Raw genomic sequence first — 22,497 nt, 5'->3', positions numbered from 1 at the left:
GCCAAATCCGGTCCCGAAAACCGAGAGCGAGTCTCATATCCGAGACTTCAAACGCGCCGAGCACCTGTTCACCGGCCGGGCCTGGGAGTTGTATGGACGCCATGGAGCACCCCACCCCCGCGCCCGCCAGCACGGTCGCGATCGGCACCGGCCCGGTCTCGTTCGACGAGCTGATCGCAGTCACCCGCCACGGCGCCGGCGTCACCCTCACCGACGAAGCCCGCACCGCGATCGACAAGGCCCGCGCGGTCGTCGAGCAGCTGGCCCTCGCCCCCACCCCGGCCTATGGCATCTCCACCGGGTTCGGCGCCCTGGCCACCCGGCACATCCCCACCGACATGCGCGCCCAGCTGCAGAAGTCGCTGGTCCGCTCGCACGCCGCGGGTTCCGGGCCGGAGGTCGAGCGAGAGGTCACCCGCGGGCTGATGCTGCTGCGGCTCTCCACCCTGGCCACCGGCCACACCGGCATCCGCCTCGAGACCGCACAGCTGCTGGCCGACCTGCTCACCCACCAGATCACCCCCGTGGTGCACGAGTTCGGCTCGCTCGGTTGCTCCGGCGACCTGGCACCACTGAGCCACTGCGCGCTCGCGCTGATGGGGGAGGGCGATGTACGCGACAAGTCCGGCACCCTGATGCCCGCCGCCGAGGCACTTGCCGACGCCGGACTCACCCCCGTCGAGTTCGAGGCGAAGGAGGGCCTCGCGCTGATCAACGGCACCGATGGCATGCTCTCGATGCTGGTGATGGCGATCAGCGACCTGCGGATGCTGCTCAAGACCGCTGACATCGCCGCGGCGATGTCGGTGGAGGGCCAGCTCGGCACCGACCGCGTCTTCGCCGCCGAGCTCCAGGCGATCCGGCCGCATCCGGGCCAGGCCGCCTCCGCCGCCAACCTCACCGCGCTGCTCCACGACTCCGGCGTCGTCGCCTCCCACCGGGGCGACGACTGCAACCGGGTCCAGGACGCCTACTCGCTGCGCTGCTCGCCCCAGGTGCACGGCGGCGCCAGGGACACCGTCGAGTACGCCGCGAGCGTTGCGGGCCGCGAGCTCGCCAGCGCCGTCGACAACCCGGTGGTGCTCGCCGAGGAGGGACGCGTTGAGTCCAACGGCAACTTCCACGGCGCCCCGGTCGCCTACGTGCTCGACTTCCTCGCCATCGTCGCCGCGGACGTCGCCAGCATCAGCGAGCGCCGTACCGACCGCTTCCTGGACAAGGCCCGCAGCCACGGCCTCAACCCGTTCCTCGCCCACGACCCCGGCGTCGACTCCGGGCACATGATCGCGCAGTACACCCAGGCCGCGATCGTCTCCGAGCTCAAGCGACTGGCCAACCCGGCCTCCGTGGACTCGATCCCGTCGAGCGCGATGCAGGAGGACCACGTCTCGATGGGTTGGTCGGCTGCGCGCAAGCTCAGGAAGTCCGTCGACGGCCTGACCCGCGTGGTCGCGATCGAGGTCCTCACCGCTGCCCGCGCCCTCGACATGCGCCGGCCTCTCGAGCCGTCACCGGCGACGAGTGCCGTCGTACGCCGTCTGCGCGAGGCCGGTATCGAAGGACCCGGTCCCGATCGTCACCTCTCGCCCGAGATCGAGACCGCCGTCCAGCTCGTCGCGTCCGGCGCGGTGCTCGACGCGGCCGTGTCCGTGATCGGGGAGCTGGCGTGAACCCGGCCGACGTGGGTCGCCAACTCTGCTCGGCGATCGACGCCCGCGACTGGGCGGCACTGCGCTCGTTGCTCGCGGACGACTGCCGGGTGGAGTACTGCCACGACGGCAAGGTGTTCGGCCCCGACGCATGGGTCGCGTTCAACGCCGACTACCCCGGGGTCTGGACCTTCACCCTGGACGACCTCGTGGCTGACGCCGGGCGCGTGGTCGTGCGCGCCCGCACCCAGGACTCCAGCATGACCTTCCACGTCGCCAGCTTCCTGACCGTCACCGATGGCCTCGTCAGCGAGATCGTCGAGGTGTGGACCGACGGTCTCCCCAACCCCTCGGAGGAACGATGACCAGCAACCCGCGCCTGCCCATCCACGCCGCGACAGGCACCGAGCTGAGCGCCAAGAGCTGGCAGACCGAGGCGCCCCTGCGGATGCTGATGAACAACCTCGACCCAGCCAACGCCGAACGCCCCGAGGACCTCGTCGTCTATGGCGGCACCGGGAAGGCGGCACGCAACTGGGAGGCGTACGACGCCCTGGTTCGCACCCTGCGCACCCTCGAGGACGACGAGACCATGCTGGTCCAGTCCGGGAAGCCGGTCGGTGTGATGCGCACCCACGAGTGGGCCCCGCGCGTGCTGATCGCCAACTCCAACCTGGTCGGGGACTGGGCCAACTGGGAGGAGTTCCGCCGACTCGAGGACCTCGGTCTCACCATGTATGGCCAGATGACGGCCGGATCGTGGATCTACATCGGCACCCAGGGGATCCTGCAGGGGACGTTCGAGACGTTCGCGGCGGTGGCCGACAAACTCGCGGCCTCCGGCCGCTATGAGCACAGCGGTGGGACCCTGGCGGGCACCATCACCCTGACCGCCGGCCTCGGCGGGATGGGCGGTGCGCAGCCACTCGCGGTCACGATGAACGACGGCGTCGTGATCTGCATCGAGTGCGACGAGTCCCGGATCGCCCGCCGCATCGAGCACCGCTACCTCGACGTCCGGGCCGACAGCCTCGAGCACGCCCTGGAGCTCGCGATCGCCGCGCGTGACGCCAAGAGGCCACTTTCCATCGGCGTGCTTGGAAACGCCGCCGAGATGGTGCCGGCGCTGCTGGAGCAGAAGGCGCCGATCGACATCGTCACCGACCAGACCTCGGCACACGACCCGCTCTTCTACCTCCCGGCGGACGCTCCGTTCGAGGAGTGGCAGGCCCGCCGCGAGGCCGACCCTGCCGGTTTCACCAAGAAGGCGCAGGCCTCGATGGCAGCGCACGTGCGGGCCATGGTCGGGTTCCGGGATGCCGGCGCCGAGGTCTTCGACTATGGCAACTCGATTCGCGACGAGGCCCGCAAGGGTGGCTATGACCGGGCGTTCGAGTTCCCCGGGTTCGTGCCGGCCTACATCCGCCCGCTGTTCTGCGAGGGCAAGGGGCCGTTCCGGTGGGCCGCGCTCTCCGGCGACCCGGCCGACATCGTGGCCACCGACCGGGCGATCAAGGAGCTCTTCCCGGCCGAGGAGAAGGCCGAATATGCCCGGCTGCACAAGTGGATCGACATGGCCGGCGAACGGGTCGCGTTCCAGGGTCTCCCGGCACGGATCTGCTGGCTCGGGTACGGCGAGCGCCACCGGGCCGGTCTGAAGTTCAACGAGATGGTGGCCACCGGCGAGCTCAGCGCCCCGGTCGTGATCGGTCGCGACCACCTCGACTGCGGATCGGTCGCCTCGCCCTACCGCGAGACCGAGAGCATGCTGGATGGCTCGGATGCGATCGCCGACTGGGCCCTGCTCAACGCCCTGGTCAACACCGCCTCCGGCGCCAGCTGGGTGAGCATCCACCACGGCGGCGGCGTCGGCATGGGCCGCTCGATCCACGCCGGCCAGGTCTGCGTCGCCGACGGCACCGAGCTGGCGGCGGCCAAGATCGAGCGGGTGCTCACCAACGACCCGGCGATGGGCGTGATCAGGCACGTGGACGCGGGCTATGAGCTGGCCGCCGACGTGGCTGCCGAGCGCGGCGTACGCGTCCCGATGCAGGAGGGGTGAGCCCACCGGGCTGACAGGATGGTCAGGTGAGCAGCGTCGTCCTGGCCATCGCGGACCTCCTCGTCGAAGTGGGCCGTCCGCTGCTGGTCGGCGTCGACGGGCCCGACGGTGCGGGCAAGTCGCATTTCGCGCGGGCCCTGGCCCATGAGCTGGCCGGCCGCGGCCGCGCGGTGCAGGATGCGAGCGTCGATGACTTCCACCATCCGCGGGCGCACCGGCACGCACTGGGCCGGACCCCCGAGACGGTCTGGACACGGAGCTATGACTATCGCGCGATCTGTCGCGAGCTCCTGGATCCCTGGCGACGCGGTAGCGGTACGCCGTACTCCCCGACCTGGCACGACCTCGACAGCGACCAACCCCTCACCGCCGCTCAGACCGTTCCCGAGCGCGGGATCCTGGTCGTGGACGGGGTCTTCCTGCAGCGCCCAGAGCTGATCGATCGGTGGGACCTGACGGTCTATCTCGACGTTCCGCCCGAGGTGACGGTGGCCAGGATGGCCAGGCGGGACGGGACACCGGAGGACCCGGCGCACCCGGACCAGCGGCGCTATCTGCTGGCCCAGGAGCACTACCGCACGACCTGTGATCCCCTCGGTGCCGCAGATGTCGTGGTCGACAACGCGGACTGGCAGCAGCCGGCGATCAGGCCGCTCCCACACGGCGGAGCGTGGCGCCGGCAGGGCGACGAGATCGTCCGCACGGTGCGTCTGCCCGCCGACGCGACCGATCGGGCAGCGGCGATCGACCGCCTGGTCGACTAGAGCAGGATGAACCAGTTCGCCAGCTGACCCACCTGGTAGGGGCAGGTCACGTTGCGGTCGCGCCGGTCCTCGACCCACTGGCCGAGCACCGCCTGCCCACCCTGGATGGACTCGCCGCGGCAACGACGTACGGCTTCCTTCTCCGACGTCGGGCCGGCAGCGCGCCACTCCGGGTAGCCCAGCCGCAGCTTGCCCACCACGGTGCGCCACAGGTTGGGCGTGGAATAGATCCCGATGCGGTAGTCGGCCTCGCGGTAGGCGCGCGAGATCCCCTGCACCACGAGCGCATTGGCCGCCGTGTCCTTGCTCCACGCCACCAGCGGCGGGGAGGGGACCGGCTCCACGTCGATCCACAGCGCGGGCACCGGCAGGTTGACGTCCTGGAGCGTCTTGATGTTGAACACGCCCTGCGCATAACCCCAGTTCGACAGCTTGCCCTCGGTCGTCGAGGCGTCATAAGGGCCGGTGGTGCCGAACTGCGCGAGCTGGTCGTCGGAGGGGTAGGTCGCGACCGCATAGGCCGAGACCAGCACCTTGTTCTTCTTCGCCCAGGCCAGCTGATCGGCCAGGCAGGGGTTCTGGGTCATCGCGGGGCCGTTGGTCAGGCCGATCACGACGAACTTCCACTCCTTCTTCGGCATCGGCATGCCGAGCCCCTCGCGGCCCTTCACCGACCCGGCGCCCTTGGGGCACTGCGGCCAGCTGATGTCCGAGCCGTACGTCGGGTCCTTGAGGCCGTAGTTCGTCTCGACGTCCTTGGTGCTCACCTCGGGATCCGGCGCGTCCGTGGTCGACTCGGCCGAGGGCGTCATGTCCTTGGCCAGGTCCTCGACGGCGTCCGCGAGCGGGTCCCGGGACTTCTTCGCCGTCGGCGTGGCCGAGGGTGTGGCGGAGGTGATCGTCGGCTCGGGTGTGGCCTCGGGGGTCTCCTGGCCGCAGGCGGTGAGCCCCATCGTCGCGAGGCAGAGAGCGGCTACGGCAGGGCGGAGGCGACGCATGGCAGCGAGTCTAGGGGCCACGTGAAGCACAACGACCCCGGAACCCAAGGGTTCCGGGGTCGCTGGTTTTGCCCAGTCAGAACACGCGCCGTCGAGTTCCCCCGATCGGCACGATGTTGAGGATCAACCCGACGACGAGAAGAATCGCGCCGATCGTGGTGAGCACGGGAATGCTGGCCACAAGGCCAATGATCAACAAGATCAAACCAAGGACAATCATTTTCGTTTCCTCCCTCTGTGATGGACAGTGTTGTCTACCACGAGAGTGGCCCTCAGCGCCTTCGCCACAGCCTTCGCAAAGATCTCTTTTCGGACACGTCTTTCCGGGCCTGATTTCCAGCCCGTCCGGCAGCCTCTCCCGCAGCTCGCCGCGCCGCGCGCCGCTCGCGCCACGCGGCGACCTCCGCATCGATGTCGCGCAGCGGGGTGATCACCGGCGGGCCGCCCTCGAGCTGCCTGCGGGCGTTGATGATTCGGCGGTTGAAGTCCTCGAGGGCCTTCACCACCCGGCCCTCGATGTTCTCCTTGTCCAGCTGGGCGTCGAGCTCGAGATCCTCCTTGCGCAACGCCAGTGCCGACGGCAGGACGCTGATCTTCTCGCGTTCCACGAGCTTCTTGAGCCACCAGTCGGGATCGTGGTGCTCACCGAGGTCCTTGATCGGCTTGCCCGCACCGGGCAGGTCGTCGAACTCGCCGCGGGCCATCGCCTCCTGGACCTGGAGGTCGACCCACAGGTGCTGCTGCCTGATCCGCGCGGCCGCTGCGCCGTCCTTGCCCTTCGGGACCGGTTCGATCCCGCGCTTCGGCTGGTCCTCGGACCAGTTCTCGCGCTCCGGCATGAGTCGCTCCCCTCGGATAGTGCCAGGTGCGACGAGTCTATTCGGGGAGGGGTTGGCCGAGCGGGCCTTGCGATGGCAGCCGGGCGAGGACGTCACGGAAATTCGATGTTTCAACCCTCTGCGGGCTGGGCAGAGACTCTCTCGGAGTGCTCGACCCCCGGTGGCATCCCGGGAGTTACCGGGGGAGCACTCCTTGGGTCCCGTCCTCCGGCACGAGCCCGTCGGCGACCGGGTCATCGGACACAGCGGTGTCGTCGAGGGCGTCCTTCGGGAGCAGCAGCAGCGCGATTGCTGCCACCAGTGCGGCACCCGCACACACGCCCCAGACGGTGAGATAGCCCGAGAGCGGTGCGTGTCCCTCGGCCGGTCCGTCGATCGAGCCGGTGGCGGCCAGGGCGATCGCGAAGACCGCGCTGGCGATCGCTCCGCCCACCGTCTTGGTGGCGTTCGTCATCCCGGTGGCGAAACCGGTCCGGTCCGACGGAGCGGCGGCCGCGGCGGCGGCGGGGAGTGCCGCGACCAGCACGCCGGAGCCGAGACCGGCGACGGCCATGTTGATCAGTGCCTGCCCAGTGGTGTCGTGCAGCGGCAGCCACAGCGCATAGCCCAGGGCGACGAATAGGCACCCGATGATCAAGGCCCCACGCGCTCCGGCGAGTCTGGCGAGCAGCGGCAGGGTGAGCGCGCCGACGACGAGCGAGACGACGTACAGCCCGATCAGGGTGGAGACGAAGCCGGCGTCCGCGCCGAGGCCATAGCCGACCTCCGGGTCGGTGCGCGCGAAGGTGGACAGCGGGATCTGCGCGCCGAGCACGGACATGCCGAACAGGAAGGCAGTGAACTGGATCGGCCACTGCGCGGGTTGTCCGAGGAGACGTACGTCGACCAGCGGCTCGGCCTGGGCTGCCTCGAGGCGCCCGAACGGGACGAGTGCGACCAGGCCGGCGATGATCAGGCCCCAGGCCAGCAGGCTGTCGGCGCCTTGGAGCCGGATGGCGATCAGGCCACCCATCACCAGGCCCAGGACCGCCGTGATCGCAGCCAGGCCGGCATAGTCGATGCCGCCGGTGGACTCGCCGCGGACGTCCTCGATGCCGAACCAGATCACGAAGAAGCAGGCGGTGACCACGATCGCGGGCAGCGCCAGGAGGAAGGTCATCGAGGTGCTCTCGACGAGCGCGCCACTGGTCAGCGCGCCGACGATGACCCCGAGCTCGAGGGCGGCGACCAAGAACGCCGCGGCCTTGCGGGTGAGCCGGGTCTGGGCGCCGGAGTCGGCGGTACGGCGATGGATGATCGCGACCTCGAGCGGCAGCCACACGACGTACGCGCCCTGCAGCGCCCAGCCGATCAGGAAGGTCGTGAACGACGGGGAGAAGGCGAGGATCCAGGAGCCGAAGGCGGTGACGGCGGTGGAGATCAGCAGCACGTTGCGGTGCCCGATGATGTCGCCGAGCCGGGCCAACAGCGGCACCACCAGTGCAGAGACGATCAGCTGTGCCGCCTCGAACCAGTTGACGTCCGCGTCCTGGATCCCGAGGTGGTCGGCGATGTCGGTGAAGATCGGCGTGTAGTAGCCCTGCAGCACCCCGCTGGCCAGCTCGACACAGACCAGGAAGCCGACGATCGCCCAGAGCCCGGGGACGAGCGGAGCCGGCTTCTGTGCGGTGCTGCTCATGCGATCCCCTCGATCAGGCGCTGGTAGAAGTCGACACCCTCGAGCCAGTCATCGACGCCGATCCGCTCGTCGAAGCTGTGGATCGACTCGCGCTGTGCCTTGGACATCCGGAACGGCGCGAAGCGATAGACGCGGGCGCAGATCGCGGTGAAGAACCGCGAGTCGGTGGCGCCCATCATCACGTAGGGCGTGGGGACGGCGTCGGGATGTGTCTGGTTGATGGTGGCCTCGATCAGCCGGAACGCGTCGTCGTCGGTGGGTGAGAGCGGGCTGGGCTCGTTGCTCTCGACCACGTCGACGTGGACCTGGTCGTCGTTGATCACCGAGGCGATCCGCTCGACCACGCCGGCCACGGTGTCCCCGGTCATGATCCGGACGTTGACGCCCGCGGTTGCCTTGGAGGCGATCACGTTGTTGGCCGGCGAGCCGCTCAGCGTGGTGACGACGGTGGTGGTGCGGGTCATCGCCGCGGACTCGTTGCCGGCGGCGACGAGCGCCCTGGCCAGCACGGGCTTGAGCTTGTCGGTGTTCTTCAGAACGGGGCCGAGGATGGGGCGCAGCGGGCCGGGCAGATGGTCCGCGATCCGGCGGAACATCTCGATCGTCGGCGGCGGAACGCTGCTCGGGAAGGGGTTGGAGTCCAGGCGCAGGATCGCTCGCGCCAGGCGGGCCGTGGTGTCCATCCTGGTCGGCATGCTGGCGTGCCCGCCGCGTCCCTCGACGCTGAGCTGGACGTTGGTGATGCCCTTCTCGGTGACCCCGATGACCGCGAGCGGAGGCTTCACGCCGGGGAAGGCGTCGTACGCCACCGCTCCGCCCTCGTCGAGGACGAACCATGGGCTGACGCCGCGCTCGCGGAGGATCTCGACGGCGGCTGGGGCGGCCTGGCCCATCACTTCCTCGTCGCAGCCGAAGCTGAGCCAGATGTCCTGCTCGGGGGTGAAGCCCTGGCCGAGCAGGCGTTCGACGGCTTCGCAGATGCCGGCCAGGCAGCCCTTGTCGTCGAGGGTGCCGCGGCCCCAGAGGACTCCGTCGTGGATCTCGGCGCCAAAGGCGGGGTGCTGCCAGGTGTCGGTCTCCTCGACCGGGACGACGTCGATGTGCGCCATCAGTACGACGGGCCTGGTCGCTGCGGTTCCCTTCCAGTGGAACAGCATCCCGTGGTCACGGACGATGGTCTTCTCGAGGTGCTGGTGCAGGAGCGGATAGTTGCGCTCGAGCTGCTCGGCGAACTCCTCGAACGGCTTCGGATCGATCAGGTCGCGATCGGCGTAGGACACCGTCGGGATGCGGATCAGTGCTTGGAGGCGCTCGATGGCGCTCGCGTGTGTGGTGGGCCCTCCCATGGCCGCGACCCTATGCCCGATGCGCGGCGTTGGGCGTGGTTTCGGCTCACCAGCCGTTGTGATGCACCACATCCTCGATCGGTTTGCGCTCGCGGCGCGTGCTGGACCCGGCGGACCCGGTGTCGGGCAGGCGGTGACCGACGGTGATCGCGCCGATCGGCTTGTAGTCGTCCGGGATGTCGAACTCGGCCCGGAACGCATCGTGCTGCTGGCCGGGGATGCCGAAGAAGCAGGCGCCGAGGCCTTCGTCGACGGCTGTTTGCAGGATCAACAACGCCGCCATGCCGGTGTCGATGTGCCAGTAGGGGACCGGCCAGCGTTGGTCGGAGGCGGTCTTGTCCTGCTCGGCGTAGCGCTCGAGATAGGCGTCCTTGTTGGAGAGCGGGACCAGCACCACCGGTGCGGTGCGCATCCCGTCGAGCCAGGTGTTGCTGGCCTCGGGGTCGGGGCTGGTCGAGCGCCAGAACCGCGCCACCGCCTCGTCGGTGTCGAGACGCAGGAAGGCCCAGCCCTGGCTGAAGCCGGCGCTCGGGGCGCGGGTGGCGTGCTCGAGCATCCGGTCGATGATCTCCGGTGCCACCGGGGTCTCGGCATAGCGGCGGACCATGCGGCGACGGCGTACGACCTCTGCGAACTCCATGCCGTGATCCTGCCATTCGGTCGCGGTTCGTCGTGGCGCCCCATTCGTGATGTCTCGCATCCGAGACGTCTCGCGGCGGGGCGACGTTGACCCCGCTCGTCCGGACCGGTGGACTGTCTCGGGTGAGCTTCGAGCAGATGTGGTCAGACCTGGCGCCGATCGGTCGCGCGGCCTCGAGCGGCGGCTACTTCCGCCAGCCCTTCGGCTCGGCCGAGCGGGAGTGCCACGCCTGGTTCCTCGAGCAGTGCGCGGCGCGTGGCCTGGACGTCGAGACCGACGGCAACGGCAACACGGTGGGCTGGTGGCGCTCGGGCTCGGGTCCATCAGTCCTGACCGGGTCGCACCTGGACTCGGTGCTCGACGGCGGGGCGTACGACGGCCCGCTCGGCGTGGTCTCGTCCCTGGCGGCGATCGACCGGCTGCGCGAGCGAGGCTTCGTCCCGGACCGGCCGATCGGTGTCGGGGCCTTTGTCGAGGAGGAGGGCTCCCGCTTCGGGCTGGCCTGCCTCGGCTCCCAGCTGATGACCGGCGCCGTGAGTTCGGAGCGCGCGAAGGAGTTGCGCGACCGCGACGGCACGCCACTCCTCGACGCGATGAACGCCGTCGGGCTCGAGCCCGACCTCGGCGACTCCGCACTCCTCGACGGCGTCGGATGCTTCGTCGAACTGCACGTCGAGCAGGGCCGCGACCTGGTTGACCGCGGCGCAGCAGTCGGCGTGGCCAGCGGGATCTGGCCACACGGTCGCTATCGGTTCGACTTCACCGGGCAGGCGAACCACGCCGGCACCACCCGGATGGAGGACCGGCACGACCCGATGCTGACCTTCGCGATGACCGCACTGGCGGCGAACAAGCAGGCTCGTCTCGGGGGACAGCGGGCCACCTTCGGGCGGGTGCAGGTCGAGCCGAACGGCACCAACGCCGTTCCGGCCAAGGTCAGCGCCTGGCTCGACGCCCGCTGCTCTGACGAGGCGACCCTGGCCGCGTTGGTCGCCGAGATCGAACGCCAGGGCAGCCAGCGCGCCGAGCGCGACGGCACGTCGCTGGCCGTGTCCGCCGAGTCGGTCTCCGGCTCGGTTGCCTTCGACCCCGCGCTGGCGCAGCGACTCGCCGCTGACCATGCCGGCGCCGACTGGCCGGTCCTGGCGACCCAGGCCGGCCACGACGCCGGCATTCTCTCCGCCGCCGGGATCCTCACCGCGATGCTCTTCGTGCGCAACCCGACCGGCGTCTCGCACTCCCCGGCAGAGTTCGCCGAGACCGCCGACTGCCTGGTCGGCGTCGATGCATTGGCCGACTCCCTGGAACGCCTCGCCGGTCCCGGCGCGCCGCGATGACGACGTACCTGCTGGAGCATGCCCTGATCGGTGATCGGGTCGAGCGCGACGTGCTGATCTCCGTCGTGAACGGCCGTTTCGCCCGGGCAAAGTCACCGGGTACCCGGCAAGACTGGCGCTTCCCGGGCAAGATCTTGCCCGGGAAGCACCAGAGTCACCCGGTACCCGGTGACTCCGTCGAGGCGCCGACCCGGATTCGCGGGCTGGCGATCCCCGGCATCGCGAACTGCCACTCGCACGCCTTCCACCGGGCCCTGCGCGGGCACACCCAGGCCGAGCGAGGCAGCTTCTGGAGCTGGCGCGAGCGGATGTATGCCGTGGCGCAGCGGCTCACCCCGGAGACCTACTACGACCTGGCGTTGGCGACGTACACCGAGATGCTCTGTGCCGGGATCACCAGCGTGGGCGAGTTCCACTACCTGCACCACCAGGCCGACGGCACCCCCTATGCGAACCCGAACGAGATGGGCGAGGCGCTGATCCGCGCGGCCCAGGACGCCGGGATCCGGATCGCGCTCCTGGACACCTGCTACCTCAGCGCCGGGATCAACCCCGATGGCACGCACCGGCCACCCGAAGGTGTCCAGGCCAGGTTCTCCGACGGGACGGCCGACGCCTGGGCGGAACGGGTGGCGACGCTCGGTCAACAACTGCCGACTCGCGGTGGCCGGGATGGATCGTTGGTGCTGGGCGCCGCGATCCACTCGGTCCGGGCGGTTCCGCGCAACCAGATCTCTACCGTCGTCCAGGCCAACAAGGGCAAGCCGCTCCACGTCCACCTCTCCGAGCAGGTCGCCGAGAACGAGCAGTGCCTGGCCGCGCACGGCCGCACCCCCACCGAGCTGCTCGACGAGCTCGGCGCACTAGGCCCGGAAACCAGCGCCGTCCATGCAACTCATCTGAGCGATCACGACATCGCGCTGCTCGGTGCCAGCCGCACCCACTCCTGCTTCTGCCCGACCACCGAGCGCGACCTGGCCGACGGCATCGGGCCCTCGCGCGCGCTGCACGACCACGGCTCCCCGCTCACCCTGGGCAGCGACAGCCACGCGATCATCGACCCGTTCGAGGAGATGCGCGCGATCGAGCTCAACGAGCGCCTGGCCAGCCAGATCCGGGGGCACTGGTCGGCGACCGAGCTGCTCACCGCCGCCACCGCCCACGGGCAGGCCAGCATCGGCTTCGACGACGCGGGCCGCATCGAGGCCGGTCAGCGTGCCGACCTCGTCGTCATCGACCTGGGCTCTTCGCGTACGGCGGGCACCGGCGACGGCGCGGAGAGCGTCGTCTTCGCAGCCACGGGCGCCGACGTCACCCACGTGATGGTCGACGGCACCCTGCACAACATCACCGAGCGCCGCGACGGTCTCGGTCACCGACTACGGAAGGCGATCGAGCGCCTGTGAGCACACTGATCACCAACATCGCCGAACTCGTCACCTGGACCGACGACGACCAGGGTGACCAGAGCGGCCAGCCGATCCTCGAGGCGGCCGCCATGGTCGTCGACCGGGGCCGCGTCGCGTGGGTCGGGCCCGCAACAGAGGCGCCTGCCGCGGACACGGCGTACGACGTGGGCGGGCGCGCCGTCATCCCCGGCTTCGTCGACAGCCACTCCCACCTCGTCTTCGCCGGCGACCGGGCCGAGGAGTTCACGGCGAGGATGGCGGGCGAGCCGTATGCCGCGGGCGGGATCCGGACCACGGTGCGCGCCACCCGGGCCGCCACGGATGAGCAGCTCACCGCGCACGTGGGGCACCTGGTCCGTGAGATGCAGCGCCAGGGAACGACGACAGTCGAGATCAAGAGCGGCTATGGCTTGACCACGCTCGACGAGGTCCGCTCCCTGGCCGTCGCGCGCCAGTTCACCGAGGAGACCACGTTCCTCGGCGCCCACGTCGTCCCCGAGTCCAGCACGCCCGAGGAGTACGTCGACCTGGTCACCGGCCCCATGCTCGTGCGGGCCGCCGAGCACGCCCGTTGGATCGACGTCTTCTGCGAGACCGGCGCCTTCGACGTCGACCAGGCACGGACGATCCTCAATGCAGGCAGGGCCCACGGCCTCGAGCCGCGGATGCACGCCAACCAGCTCGGTCACGGCCCGGGAGTGCAGCTGGCGGCCGAGCTCGGCCTGGTCGCGGTCGACCACTGCACCTATCTGAGCGATGCCGACGTAGATGCCCTCCGGGACGCCGGCACCATCGCCACCCTCCTGCCCGGGGTGGAGTTCTCCACCAAGCAGCCCTATCCGGATGCCCGACGGCTGCTGGACGCCGGCGTGCGGGTGGCGCTGGCCTCGGACTGCAACCCCGGCTCCTGCTTCACCTCATCGATCCCGTTCTGCATCGCGCTGGCGGTCCGCGAGATGGGGATGACGCCGACCCAGGCGCTCCGTGCCGTGACCGAGACCGGTGCGGCGGCCCTGCGGCGCGATGACATCGGGCGGCTCACCGTCGGTTCCCGTGCGGACTTCGCGGTGCTCGACGCCCCGAGTCACCTGCACCTGGCCTATCGGCCGGGCGTGCCGCTGGTGAGCGAGATCTGGGTCGGAGGCCGAAGGATCTGACATCAGTCCAGCGGGGTCGACAGCGCCCGGCTCAGCGTGCGGCCCAGTGGGCAGCTACCCGCTGTGCGCTGAGGGCTGTTGTGTAGATGGCGACATTGTCCAGCTCGCCGTTGAAGGAGCCGATCAGCCCGGAGAAGAATCCGATGCTGCCGGACCCGATGCGCCAGTAGCCGAAGTAGGAGTCGACAGCCGTGGTGGAACCGGCCGTGACCTGGGCCCCGTCGACATAGAGAGTGCTCTGCTGATTGGTGCTGGTGAGGACGACATGGTGCCACCGCCCGTCGTTGTAGGCCTTCGGAGAGGTGATCGAACGCGTGATCCACGAGGGCCAGCTCCCGAAGACCAGCCGGCCGTCCTCCATGAGCAGGGTCCGGTCCGCGCGTCCGGATAACGAGAAGGTGCTGGACTCGAAGCCGGCAAGGTAGCCCATCGAGCGGGAGGTGGTCCGGAACCAGAGTTCTATCGAGTACGACGACGGAGAGGTCACCTGGTCCGGCCCCAGGATCACCCGGCCACCATCGGTCGCGATCGCACTCCCGGGATTGTTCGGCAGCCCTCCAGGACGCTGGTAGGACGCGGGATCGTAGTAGCGACCCGTCCGGTCATGAACGGACCGGTCGTCTGCCCACGTGCCGCCGGGTTCGTCCAGCAGCCAGAACCCGAAGGGCGAGTCGGCCAACACCGCTGCGACGTAGGGCTGGTGGCCCTGCCCGGCACGCCAGTTGCTTGCCCCGTTGAGAGTCCGATCGGTGAACGCTGCCCCGGCCGTGGTGGCGGAGGCCCCGACGAAGATCAGCGCGGTCGTCGCCGCCACAGCGGGGATGACAGATCGACCAACGCCGCTCGCCCTGCGCCGAGGCCGGCGGCGTTGACTCTGCCGGTCCCCGGGGTCACGGACCACACGGAGCATCGTCCACTTCGGTGGCTCGCCGTCGAGGTTGCGTGTGGCCACCACGAAGGCCGCAATGGTGAACAGCAGCGCCAGCAGCAGCTTGAGCCACTGGTCGGTCTGCATCCAGACCACGGGCAGCCCGACCCACGGGACCAGAAGAACCGCTTGGGAGTCGACGGCCCCACGCGGCAACGGCGTCACGTCGGTGAGGTTGTTGGCGTCACCCGCAGTCGTGTAGTCGCCGTCGTCGCGCAGCTCCACGATCCGGTGCACGAGCGTCCGCTCGGTGCGCGAGGAAGGGTCGTCGAAGACGAACACTCGCCCCACGCGCACCTTGTCACCAGCTTCCAGCGGGCGTGCCAGAGTCACGTCGCCCACGGCGATCGAGGGCTCCATGGAACCCGACTTGACCACATAGGCGCCCCACCCCACCGCGAGCGGGGCCACCGCGATCACGACGAGGGCGAGCAGGAGTGAGCGATAGGTGCGTGCGCCCAGGACGACCAGGACGCGGGACCACGCAGCCACGACCGGCAACTTGTCCGGTTGGCCACTCATGACTCGTCGGTGCGCATCTCCCATTGGATGTCGATGCCGGTCTTGGCGCCCTGCAGCTGGTCGATCTGCTGCTGCGTCATTCCGGTGGTGTCGAACTTCCAGGTGATCTGGTAGGTCTTGGACTCCGCTCCGCCACCGCTGACCTTCCAGCCGCCGATCCCGGCCTCATAGGTGTTCGCCAGGGCGAGTTGGGCCAGGGAGGCGTTGGTGACCAGGGCAGGACCGTCAGCGACGAAACCCGCACAGTTGGCGAAAGAGCCGCCGTCGCCGGAAGAGATGCTGATCTTGACCCGGTTCTCGAGACCCTGTACGGAGGTGACCGGGTTGACGGCATACCCCTTGACGGTGCTCGGCACCGAGGCGTCCGCGGTCACCTTGATGCACTTCGTGTCGGTCTGGGCGGGCAGCATGTTGGCAACCTGGAACCGAGCTGCTCCCGAGTCGTCGTCGGTGAGGTTGACCGATCCGGTGGACCATTCGTTGCCCGAGTTTCGGGTCTGGCCTGTGAATGCGGCGTACGACGCCTGATAGACGAGGGCGCCCGCGGCGACGATGGCAATGGGTGTGGTCGCGGCCGCCAGGAACTTCTGCGTGCGCTTGGAGGGCTTCTCCATGATGTGTGTGCTCCCGAATGGTTCTTATGATTTGCGTCACCAAAGGTAGGTGCCGTGGGACCGCTGCGCAGCGGAACCAAAAAAATTCGCAAATTCGCCGGGAACCTCCCTGGGCTCGCAACCGCGGACCTGAGGGAATGACCAGGCCCGTCACTCCTCGGGATGGGCGATCTTCGAGCAACTCGCCTCGTGCTCCCGTTCCAGTCGCGCACCCACGATGCCGGTGTCGAAGAGGCACTCCCCGTCGGTGATCGACGCGAACAGCGTGTCGTCGTCCTGGACCATGTAGAACGCCTCCTCGGCTCCGCCGAGCAGTTGCAGGTGTCGATCGACCATCGCCGACACCTGGTCGCTCGGGATGCCGGTGGGCAGCTGAACCGTCGCGTAGTCGTCGTACAGACCGATCGCGCTGCCCTCGGGCAGGTCTTCGCTGAGCTCGTCGAACAGAGCGAGCTCAGCGGGGCCGGGGAAACCCTCCTCGGCGCTGATCAGCCAACCGGTCTCGCCGCCGGCCTGCACCCGCCAGCTGGCGTCGGGGATGTCCACGTGGGCCTCTTCGAGATCGGCCAGCTTCTGCAGCACGCTGTCCCGACCGGGCTCCTCGACCTCGACGGTGTAGGCGGTGAACACGTGCGGCTTCTTGGAGACGTCCTGGGTGTTGATGTCAGCGAGCACCGCCCCGCTGCCGAGGACGGGAATCGCATTCGCGGTGGCGTTCCGGACAGCCTCCCCCTTCGCGTCCGGCTCGAAGCTGCGCAGGTGGATGGTGTCGTCGCCGACCAGGACGTCCAGGTCGCCCTCCTCGCCGTGGTGCACGTCGGCGAAGGCGTCGTACGTCGTGAGGACGACGTCGGCGATCGCATCCGGCTCGGCATCGGCGGTCATGGTGACCCGGAGTGCGAGCTTGCCGGAGTCCAGGGTCAACGGTTCGGTGTAGTCGAGAGTCACCTCCGAGACGCCCGGCAGCCGGGACAACGTGTCGCGCAGGTCCTCGGCGTCGTCCTTGTGGCTGGGGTTGGCGCACGCCGCAAGCAACGGGACGGACAGCGCGGCAAGCGAGACGAGGAAGGCGGTGGGCTTCATGACCCCAGACTCTCCCAGCACCGCACGCGCGGTCATGAGTCGACGTACTCAATCTGAGGCACTCAGACCTCGACCTAGGTCACTCTCCCCATGTGCGCGACTACCTCAGGGGCGCACTGTCGGGTCATCGAATCGAATCCTGAGGAGCACCACCATGAACAGCGGAAACTACTTCACCGACGCGGAGCTCGCCTACCGCCAGTCCCGGGTCAGGGACGAGTGGAAGCCGGTCCGCCGCAAGCGGCACAGGCTTCCGGACCTCCCGTCCGTACGTCGTCCGCTCCACGACGACGACGTCGCCTGAGACCGGACAGGACGAGTGAACGCAACGGCAATCCAGGAGATATCCACGAGCGTCAACCTCCCTCCACCCGGCATCATGGGTGACGTGGCGACATCCGGACTCCAACACAGGCTCGTCGGGCGCGAGGCGGAGCTCGCCGAACTCGCCGAGCTCCTGGCCATCCGCGGCGCCGACCTGTCCCGACCCGTGGGACAGCCGGACGTCGTGCTCCTCTCCGGTGACGCCGGGGTCGGCAAGACCCGTCTGCTGACCGAGTTGCGCGACATCGCCTTCGCCGAGGGCTGGCAGGTGGTCGCCGGGCACTGCCTCGACTTCGGGGACAGTGCGCTTCCCTATCTGCCGTTCTCCGAAGTGATGGGGCGCCTGGCCGCCGACCTACCCGGTGTCGTGGACGACGTCGCCGCGGTGCATCCCGGCCTGGCGCGACTCCAGCCCGGCCGCCGGATGATCAGCGGCGACTCCGGTGAGGGCACGGTGGATCGCCAGCACATCTTCGAGGCTGTCGTCGCACTCCTCGAGTCGGCCGCCGTGAAGGCGCCGCTCCTGCTCGTCATCGAGGACGTGCACTGGGCCGACCAGTCCACCCGTGACTTGATCAGCTTCCTGATCTCGAGGCCATTCACCAATCGCGTGGCAGGCGTGCTCAGCTATCGCGGCGAGGACCTGCACCGCCGGCACCCGTTGCGCCGCCAGGTCGCCGAGTGGTCCCGCGTCCGCGGAGTCGAACGCCTCCAGCTGCCGCCACTCGCGCCCGCCGCGGTCCGGGAGATGATCCGCGCCCTCCACCCCGACGAGATCACCGAGGCCGGGCTCGCCGACATCATCGACCGGGCCGAGGGCAACGCCTTCTTCGTGGAGGAGCTGGTCGGGGCCACCTGGGCCTCGCAGGTCCCCGAGGACCTGGCCGACCTGCTCCTGGTCCGCCTTGACGGGCTCGACGAGGCCGCCCGCCAAGTCGTACGCGCGATCTCCGCCGCCGGCCGCCGCGTCTCCCACGAGCTGCTCGCCGAGGCCAGCGGGGTGCCCGAGAGCGAGCTCGACGCGGCACTCCGCTCGGCCGTCGACAACCACGTGTTGATCACCGAGAGCGGCGACTCCTATGCCTTCCGGCACGCGCTGCTCGCCGAGGCGGTCCACGACGACCTGTTGCCCGGCGAGCGGGTGCGGCTCCACGCCGCCTATGCCGCCGCCCTTCGTGAAGGCCGAGCGCGCGGCACCGCGGCCGAGCTCGCTCGCCATGCCCGCGCCGCGATGGACCTGCCGACGGCGCTGAGGGCCAGCATCGACGCGGGTGACGAGGCAATGGCCGTGGGCGGCCCGGACGAGGCCGCCATCCACTACGAGCACGCCCTCGAGCTGGTCGCCGAGCCCAAGCTGGCCGAGGGCGTCGCGGTGACCGACCTCGTGATCAAGACCAGCGATGCCCTCCTGGCGCGCGGCGAGCCGCTGCGCTCGCTGGCCCTGCTCGAACGGCACCTGGCCACACTTCCGGCGGACGAGGACCCCGGAGCCGCCGCGATGCTCCACCTGGTCGCGGCCTACGTCGGGAGCCTCTTCGACATCGACTCCGACCCGCAGGGGCATGCCGAGACCGGTTTCGGGTTGATCCCGTCCGAACCGACCCGGGAGCGGGCCAAGATGCTCGCCCTCTATGCCCGCGTGGTGGCGCACAGCGACAAGGAACGCGCCCGTGAGGCGGCGATGGAGGCCCTGGCCCTGACCGAGACCCACGGCCTGCCCAAGACCGCCTCCGAGGTGACCACCACGCTGGTCGGGCTGGACAAGGGCCGCCCGATCGAGGAGTTCTCCGCAGCCCTGGAGGAGGCGGTGGCCCGCGCCGCCCAGACCGGTGCCGTCGGCGCAGAGCTGCGTGCGCTCTACTTCCTGGGACGCGCCTATCAGGACCGCGCCGAGTTCACCCAGGCCTGCGAGGCGTTCGCCCGAGCCACCGAGCGGGCGCGCGCGGTGGGCATGCAGTGGGCGCCCTATGCCTTCGACGCGCGGCTGCACCACGCCCAGATCGCCTATTGGGCCGGGAAGTGGGAGACGGTCCTGTCCCTGACCGAGATGGGCGGCCAGTCACCGCCGCCGCTGGCCGAGGCGGTGCTGCTCTCGTTGCGGCTCGCCGTCGAGTCCGGTCGGGGAAACTCCGTCGGTCGCCAGCTGAAGCGACTGCGCAAGCACTGGTCCGACGACGGCGTGCTGGCCATCTTGTCGGCACCGGTGGAGATCGAGGCGTTCGGCCGCAGCGCCAAGCCCGACCAGGCGCTCGCTGTCCATGACCTGGTGATCGACACGCTCACCCCGAGCTGGCCCGACAACTTCCAGGCGCGGTTGCGGCTCAGTGCGGTCACCGTCTCGGCGTTCGCCAACGCCGCCGGTTCAGCGAGCCAGGAGGAGCGGATCCGTCTGGTCGCCGCGGCCGAGCGACTCGTCGAGGTCGGGCACCGGATCCACCACGGTCAGGTCGAGTCCGGTGTCTATTGGGGTCCCGAGGGATGGGCCTGGGCGGCGCGGTTGGACGCCGAGATGCTGCGCCTGCGCTGGCTGGCCGGCGTCGAGGCCCCTGACCTGTCCAGCCTGATCACCGCCTGGACCGAGACAGTCACCCTCTTCGAGGAGTTCGGTCATGTCCATGAGCTGGCCTGGTGCCGGGCCCACCTGGCCGCGGTGCTCCGGGCAGCCGGCCAGCTGCAGGAGGCCCGCCCGGTCGGGGACCTGGCCCGGCGCGCCGCCGAGGAGCTGGGCGCCGCGCCGCTGCTCGACGTGCTCGGCTCCTTGGGCAACGCGCCCGTCCGCGTCGAGACATCCGCTGCCGCCGCGCTCACCCCACGCGAGCTCGAGGTGCTTGCCCTGGTCGCGCAGGGCCGGACCAACGGCGCCATCGGCAAGCAGCTCTTCATCTCGACGAAGACGGTCAGTGTCCATGTCTCCAACATGCTGGGAAAGTTGGACGCATCGAGCAGGACCGAGGCTGCGGCAATTGCCCGGCGTGACGGGTTGGTCGACTGACCGGACGGCGTCGTGCGGTGCCGCGTAGGGTCGGCGGGGTGAAGATCCTGCTCACCGGCGACTCGATCACCGCCGCTCTCCGCGACCCGGGTGACCCGAGCGACCTCGGGGACGGGTACGTCGCCCGCGTCGCCGAGGCCCTGCCCGGTCATGAGGTGCTCAACACCGGCCTCAACGGTCACAAGGTGCCTGACCTCCAGGAGCGGTGGCAGCGCGACGTGCTCGCGCACCGCCCCGACCTGCTCTCGGTGATGATCGGCATCAACGACACCTGGCATGCCCATTTCGGCGGGCTCGGTCGCCGGCTGGTCAACGGACTCGCCCGACTCTCGGGAGGGGGCACCGCTGGCACCACCCACGAGGCCTATGAGGCGGGATATCGCGAGATCCTCGACCGGACGCGCGCAGCTGGGATCAACCGCCTGGTCCTGCTCGAGCCGTTCCTGGTCCCGGTCGACGACGGCCAGGTGCGGATGCTTGCGGACCTCGAGGAGAAGATGCGCATCGTCCGCCGGCTGGCTGATGAGTACGACGCGCTGTTCGTGCCGCTGCACGATGCCTTCACGACTGCTGCACAAGAACGGGACCCCGCCGAGCTGGTCATCGACGGCGTGCACCCCGCCACGGCCGGGCACGACCTGATCGCCAAGCAGTGGCTGAGTGTGGTCGGTGTCGAGGGCGTCCATGAGTGAGCTGACACCGGCCGAGCTGACACCGGCCGAGCTGACACCGGCCGAGCTGACACCGGCCGAGCTGGCCGGCGCGCGGTTCCGGTGTGCCCGCGGAGCCCTCGACGAGCCGCTGGCCGGGACCGCTGCCCACGACACCGCCTACCTCCTGATCGAGCACCCCGGCTCCTGGGGGCACAAGGCCCTGGCCGAGTCGCGGCTGCCCGAGCACGTGCGGAGCGGACTCGCCGACGCCGCGGCCGAGGCCGGCGTACGCATCCAGCTGATCCGTCGCCACGGACGGGCCACCGCTCCCCAGCCGTCCTCGTTCCGCGTCTTCCTGGGCAACGCGGATCCCCGGGTGGAGGGCGGGCCGTGGCTGGAGACCACCCTGCTCGACGTGGCCGACGACCTGCTCGACCTCGACCTCGACGGCCTGGCCGAGGGGCGTCGCCCCGGCCTGGAGCAGCACTCCGGGCGGCTGCTCCTGGTCTGCACGAACGGGCGTCGCGACGCGTGCTGTGCCGAGTTCGGCCGGCCGGTCGCCGCCGCCCTGGCGGCTGCGTACCCCGAGGAGACCTGGGAGACGTCGCACCTGGGCGGTCACCGCTTCGCCGCAGCCATGCTGACCCTGCCCGAGGCTCTCTCCTACGGACGCCTCGACCCCGCATCCGCGGTCCGGATCGGCAAGCTGAGCGTTTCCGGACGGCTCGCCGCCGAGCACCTGCGCGGACGATCGGCCTATCCCGCTGCCGTCCAGGCCGCGGAGATCGCGGTGCTGACCGCCCGTGGTGTCGAAGAGGTGGATGCGCTGTCGCTGGTGGAGGTCGTGCCCAACGCCGATGCCGGCGTCGAGACCGGCGCCACCCGGGTGATCTTCCGCCACGGCTCGACGACCACCACGGTCGATGTCTTCGTCGAACCGGGCACGTCGCTCCGCGCCAGCTGCACGGATCAGGCCGCCAAGGCGACGACGACCTACCGGGCGGTGCTGGTCGCACCCCAAGATCCCGACAGCCGCTGACCGGCACCGGTCATCCGGCCGTGGTCATCGAGCCATGGCGAGCCCGGGCGGCTCGAAGGAGTGCACGATGTCCTCGATCAGGTCGCAATAGTCGGCGTAGTCGGAGCAGTCGACCGTTGCGAGGACCACCCACCGCGCGCCGTCGATCACCCAGCACCAGGACTCGGTGATCAGCTCACGCCCCTCGGCCTGGTGGGCCACGCGCAGATAGCCGGCGTCACGACCGGACACGTCGTGGATGTCGAGGTCCTCCAGGTCCGGGCGGACCAAGGAATCCAGCAGCGCCTCACCGACCTCGCGTTGCTCGTCGATGAGGTCCTGGGCGGTGGCCTCGCCGACCGGGATGCACAGGGTCGCGGAGAACCCACTCGCTGCGGGGTGGGCGGCCTGCGCCCGCAGGATGACGTCGGGCTCCGGCTCCTCCACATAGAGCCACCCCTCGGGGAGGGTGATCCTCATCCGA

20 protein-coding genes are annotated in these 22,497 nt (G+C 69.8%); 11 read left to right on the top strand and 9 right to left on the bottom strand.

Annotation, left to right across the window (positions count from 1 at the left end; genetic code table 11):
• Positions 1-101 precede the first annotated feature (101 nt).
• From hutH to BJ980_RS10510, 4 genes are read left to right on the top strand one after another with little or no spacing between them, the layout of a single operon-like run.
• Positions 102-1,670 carry a histidine ammonia-lyase gene (gene hutH, locus BJ980_RS10525; protein WP_179502244.1) on the top strand — a complete coding sequence of 523 codons (1,569 nt, stop codon included), beginning with the start codon at positions 102-104 and terminating at the stop codon, positions 1,668-1,670.
• Complete coding sequence (locus BJ980_RS10520) at positions 1,667-2,014, top strand: nuclear transport factor 2 family protein (RefSeq protein WP_179502243.1); 348 nt, start codon at positions 1,667-1,669, stop codon at positions 2,012-2,014. Before hutH ends, BJ980_RS10520 begins: the two co-directional genes overlap by 4 nt.
• A complete protein-coding gene (hutU, locus tag BJ980_RS10515) occupies positions 2,011-3,711 on the top strand; it encodes a urocanate hydratase (RefSeq protein ID WP_179502242.1) in 1,701 nt (566 codons plus the stop codon). Before BJ980_RS10520 ends, hutU begins: the two co-directional genes overlap by 4 nt.
• Positions 3,712-3,737: 26 nt before the next feature.
• The gene (locus BJ980_RS10510) at positions 3,738-4,475 is read left to right on the top strand and encodes a nucleoside/nucleotide kinase family protein (RefSeq protein WP_179502241.1); all 738 of its coding nucleotides are present in this window, start codon (positions 3,738-3,740) and stop codon (positions 4,473-4,475) included.
• Here the strand turns inward: BJ980_RS10510 and BJ980_RS10505 are convergent.
• From BJ980_RS10505 to BJ980_RS10485, 5 genes are all read right to left on the bottom strand, one after another.
• Positions 4,472-5,473, bottom strand: a complete 1,002-nt coding sequence (locus BJ980_RS10505) for a glycoside hydrolase family 25 domain-containing protein (protein WP_179502240.1) — start codon at positions 5,471-5,473, stop codon at positions 4,472-4,474. The genes BJ980_RS10510 and BJ980_RS10505 overlap by 4 nt on opposite strands.
• Positions 5,474-5,745: 272 nt before the next feature.
• Complete coding sequence (locus BJ980_RS10500) at positions 5,746-6,312, bottom strand: DnaJ family domain-containing protein (RefSeq protein ID WP_179502239.1); 567 nt, start codon at positions 6,310-6,312, stop codon at positions 5,746-5,748.
• 175 nt (positions 6,313-6,487) lie between these two features.
• Positions 6,488-7,990 (bottom strand): MFS transporter, encoded by a 1,503-nt coding sequence (locus tag BJ980_RS10495; RefSeq protein WP_179502238.1) that lies wholly within the window; start codon positions 7,988-7,990, stop codon positions 6,488-6,490.
• Positions 7,987-9,336 (bottom strand): M20/M25/M40 family metallo-hydrolase, encoded by a 1,350-nt coding sequence (locus BJ980_RS10490; protein ID WP_179502237.1) that lies wholly within the window; start codon positions 9,334-9,336, stop codon positions 7,987-7,989. The genes BJ980_RS10495 and BJ980_RS10490 overlap by 4 nt, the downstream gene beginning before the upstream one ends.
• 46 nt (positions 9,337-9,382) lie before the next feature.
• Positions 9,383-9,976 carry a nitroreductase family protein gene (locus tag BJ980_RS10485; protein WP_179502236.1) on the bottom strand — a complete coding sequence of 198 codons (594 nt, stop codon included), beginning with the start codon at positions 9,974-9,976 and terminating at the stop codon, positions 9,383-9,385.
• A gap of 122 nt (positions 9,977-10,098) precedes the next feature.
• Between BJ980_RS10485 and BJ980_RS10480 the strand changes: the two genes are divergently transcribed.
• The 3 genes from BJ980_RS10480 to hutI are packed head-to-tail and all read left to right on the top strand — an operon-like array spanning position 10,099 to position 13,879.
• Positions 10,099-11,313, top strand: a complete 1,215-nt coding sequence (locus BJ980_RS10480) for an allantoate amidohydrolase (RefSeq protein WP_343047777.1) — start codon at positions 10,099-10,101, stop codon at positions 11,311-11,313.
• Complete coding sequence (locus tag BJ980_RS10475) at positions 11,310-12,719, top strand: formimidoylglutamate deiminase (RefSeq protein WP_179502235.1); 1,410 nt, start codon at positions 11,310-11,312, stop codon at positions 12,717-12,719. The genes BJ980_RS10480 and BJ980_RS10475 overlap by 4 nt, the downstream gene beginning before the upstream one ends.
• Complete coding sequence (gene hutI, locus BJ980_RS10470; RefSeq protein ID WP_179502234.1) at positions 12,716-13,879, top strand: imidazolonepropionase; 1,164 nt, start codon at positions 12,716-12,718, stop codon at positions 13,877-13,879. The genes BJ980_RS10475 and hutI overlap by 4 nt, the downstream gene beginning before the upstream one ends.
• Positions 13,880-13,910: 31 nt before the next feature.
• On the opposite strand, the gene BJ980_RS10465 is transcribed toward hutI, so the two are convergent.
• The 3 genes from BJ980_RS10465 to BJ980_RS10455 form a co-directional block, all read right to left on the bottom strand.
• Positions 13,911-15,329 carry a signal peptidase I gene (locus tag BJ980_RS10465; RefSeq protein ID WP_179502233.1) on the bottom strand — a complete coding sequence of 473 codons (1,419 nt, stop codon included), beginning with the start codon at positions 15,327-15,329 and terminating at the stop codon, positions 13,911-13,913.
• Positions 15,326-15,943 carry a hypothetical protein gene (locus tag BJ980_RS10460; protein WP_179502232.1) on the bottom strand — a complete coding sequence of 206 codons (618 nt, stop codon included), beginning with the start codon at positions 15,941-15,943 and terminating at the stop codon, positions 15,326-15,328. Before BJ980_RS10460 ends, BJ980_RS10465 begins: the two co-directional genes overlap by 4 nt.
• Positions 15,944-16,093: 150 nt before the next feature.
• Positions 16,094-17,026: a hypothetical protein gene (locus tag BJ980_RS10455; RefSeq protein WP_179502231.1), complete on the bottom strand. Its 933-nt coding sequence runs from the start codon at positions 17,024-17,026 to the stop codon at positions 16,094-16,096.
• Positions 17,027-17,180: 154 nt separating this feature from the next.
• On the opposite strand from BJ980_RS10455, the gene BJ980_RS10450 reads away from it, so the two are divergent.
• The 4 genes from BJ980_RS10450 (at position 17,181) to BJ980_RS10435 (ending at position 22,034) form a co-directional block, all read left to right on the top strand.
• Complete coding sequence (locus tag BJ980_RS10450) at positions 17,181-17,330, top strand: hypothetical protein (protein ID WP_179502230.1); 150 nt, start codon at positions 17,181-17,183, stop codon at positions 17,328-17,330.
• Positions 17,331-17,414: 84 nt separating this feature from the next.
• Positions 17,415-20,342, top strand: a complete 2,928-nt coding sequence (locus BJ980_RS19300) for an AAA family ATPase (RefSeq protein WP_179502229.1) — start codon at positions 17,415-17,417, stop codon at positions 20,340-20,342.
• A gap of 38 nt (positions 20,343-20,380) precedes the next feature.
• Complete coding sequence (locus BJ980_RS10440; RefSeq protein ID WP_179502228.1) at positions 20,381-21,034, top strand: GDSL-type esterase/lipase family protein; 654 nt, start codon at positions 20,381-20,383, stop codon at positions 21,032-21,034.
• Positions 21,027-22,034 carry a ferredoxin family protein gene (locus BJ980_RS10435; protein ID WP_179502227.1) on the top strand — a complete coding sequence of 336 codons (1,008 nt, stop codon included), beginning with the start codon at positions 21,027-21,029 and terminating at the stop codon, positions 22,032-22,034. Before BJ980_RS10440 ends, BJ980_RS10435 begins: the two co-directional genes overlap by 8 nt.
• A 24-nt stretch (positions 22,035-22,058) precedes the next feature.
• On the opposite strand, the gene BJ980_RS10430 is transcribed toward BJ980_RS10435, so the two are convergent.
• The gene (locus BJ980_RS10430) at positions 22,059-22,493 is read right to left on the bottom strand and encodes a hypothetical protein (protein ID WP_179502226.1); all 435 of its coding nucleotides are present in this window, start codon (positions 22,491-22,493) and stop codon (positions 22,059-22,061) included.
• Positions 22,494-22,497: the final 4 nt, after the last annotated feature.

Origin of the sequence: Nocardioides daedukensis (assembly GCF_013408415.1) — a bacterium.
Classification (GTDB): Bacteria; Actinomycetota; Actinomycetes; order Propionibacteriales; family Nocardioidaceae; genus Nocardioides; species Nocardioides daedukensis.
Note: the sequence above shows the minus strand (reverse complement) of the source record. Positions and strands in the feature narration are given on the sequence as shown.

Excerpts from the sequence above, each read along its gene's own strand:
- BJ980_RS10505 (WP_179502240.1), bottom strand. The coding sequence starts at position 5,473 with ATGCGTCGCCTCCGCCCTGCCGTAGCCGCTCTCTGCCTCGCGACGATG.
- hutU (WP_179502242.1), top strand. The coding sequence starts at position 2,011 with ATGACCAGCAACCCGCGCCTGCCCATCCACGCCGCGACAGGCACCGAG.
- BJ980_RS10460 (WP_179502232.1), bottom strand. The coding sequence starts at position 15,943 with ATGGAGAAGCCCTCCAAGCGCACGCAGAAGTTCCTGGCGGCCGCGACC.
- BJ980_RS10500 (WP_179502239.1), bottom strand. The coding sequence starts at position 6,312 with ATGCCGGAGCGCGAGAACTGGTCCGAGGACCAGCCGAAGCGCGGGATC.
- BJ980_RS10475 (WP_179502235.1), top strand. The coding sequence starts at position 11,310 with ATGACGACGTACCTGCTGGAGCATGCCCTGATCGGTGATCGGGTCGAG.
- BJ980_RS10435 (WP_179502227.1), top strand. The coding sequence starts at position 21,027 with ATGAGTGAGCTGACACCGGCCGAGCTGACACCGGCCGAGCTGACACCG.
- BJ980_RS10465 (WP_179502233.1), bottom strand. The coding sequence starts at position 15,329 with ATGAGTGGCCAACCGGACAAGTTGCCGGTCGTGGCTGCGTGGTCCCGC.
- BJ980_RS10450 (WP_179502230.1), top strand. The coding sequence starts at position 17,181 with ATGAACAGCGGAAACTACTTCACCGACGCGGAGCTCGCCTACCGCCAG.
- BJ980_RS10495 (WP_179502238.1), bottom strand. The coding sequence starts at position 7,990 with ATGAGCAGCACCGCACAGAAGCCGGCTCCGCTCGTCCCCGGGCTCTGG.
- BJ980_RS10455 (WP_179502231.1), bottom strand. The coding sequence starts at position 17,026 with ATGAAGCCCACCGCCTTCCTCGTCTCGCTTGCCGCGCTGTCCGTCCCG.
- hutH (WP_179502244.1), top strand. The coding sequence starts at position 102 with ATGGAGCACCCCACCCCCGCGCCCGCCAGCACGGTCGCGATCGGCACC.
- BJ980_RS10490 (WP_179502237.1), bottom strand. The coding sequence starts at position 9,336 with ATGGGAGGGCCCACCACACACGCGAGCGCCATCGAGCGCCTCCAAGCA.
- BJ980_RS10430 (WP_179502226.1), bottom strand. The coding sequence starts at position 22,493 with ATGAGGATCACCCTCCCCGAGGGGTGGCTCTATGTGGAGGAGCCGGAG.
- BJ980_RS10485 (WP_179502236.1), bottom strand. The coding sequence starts at position 9,976 with ATGGAGTTCGCAGAGGTCGTACGCCGTCGCCGCATGGTCCGCCGCTAT.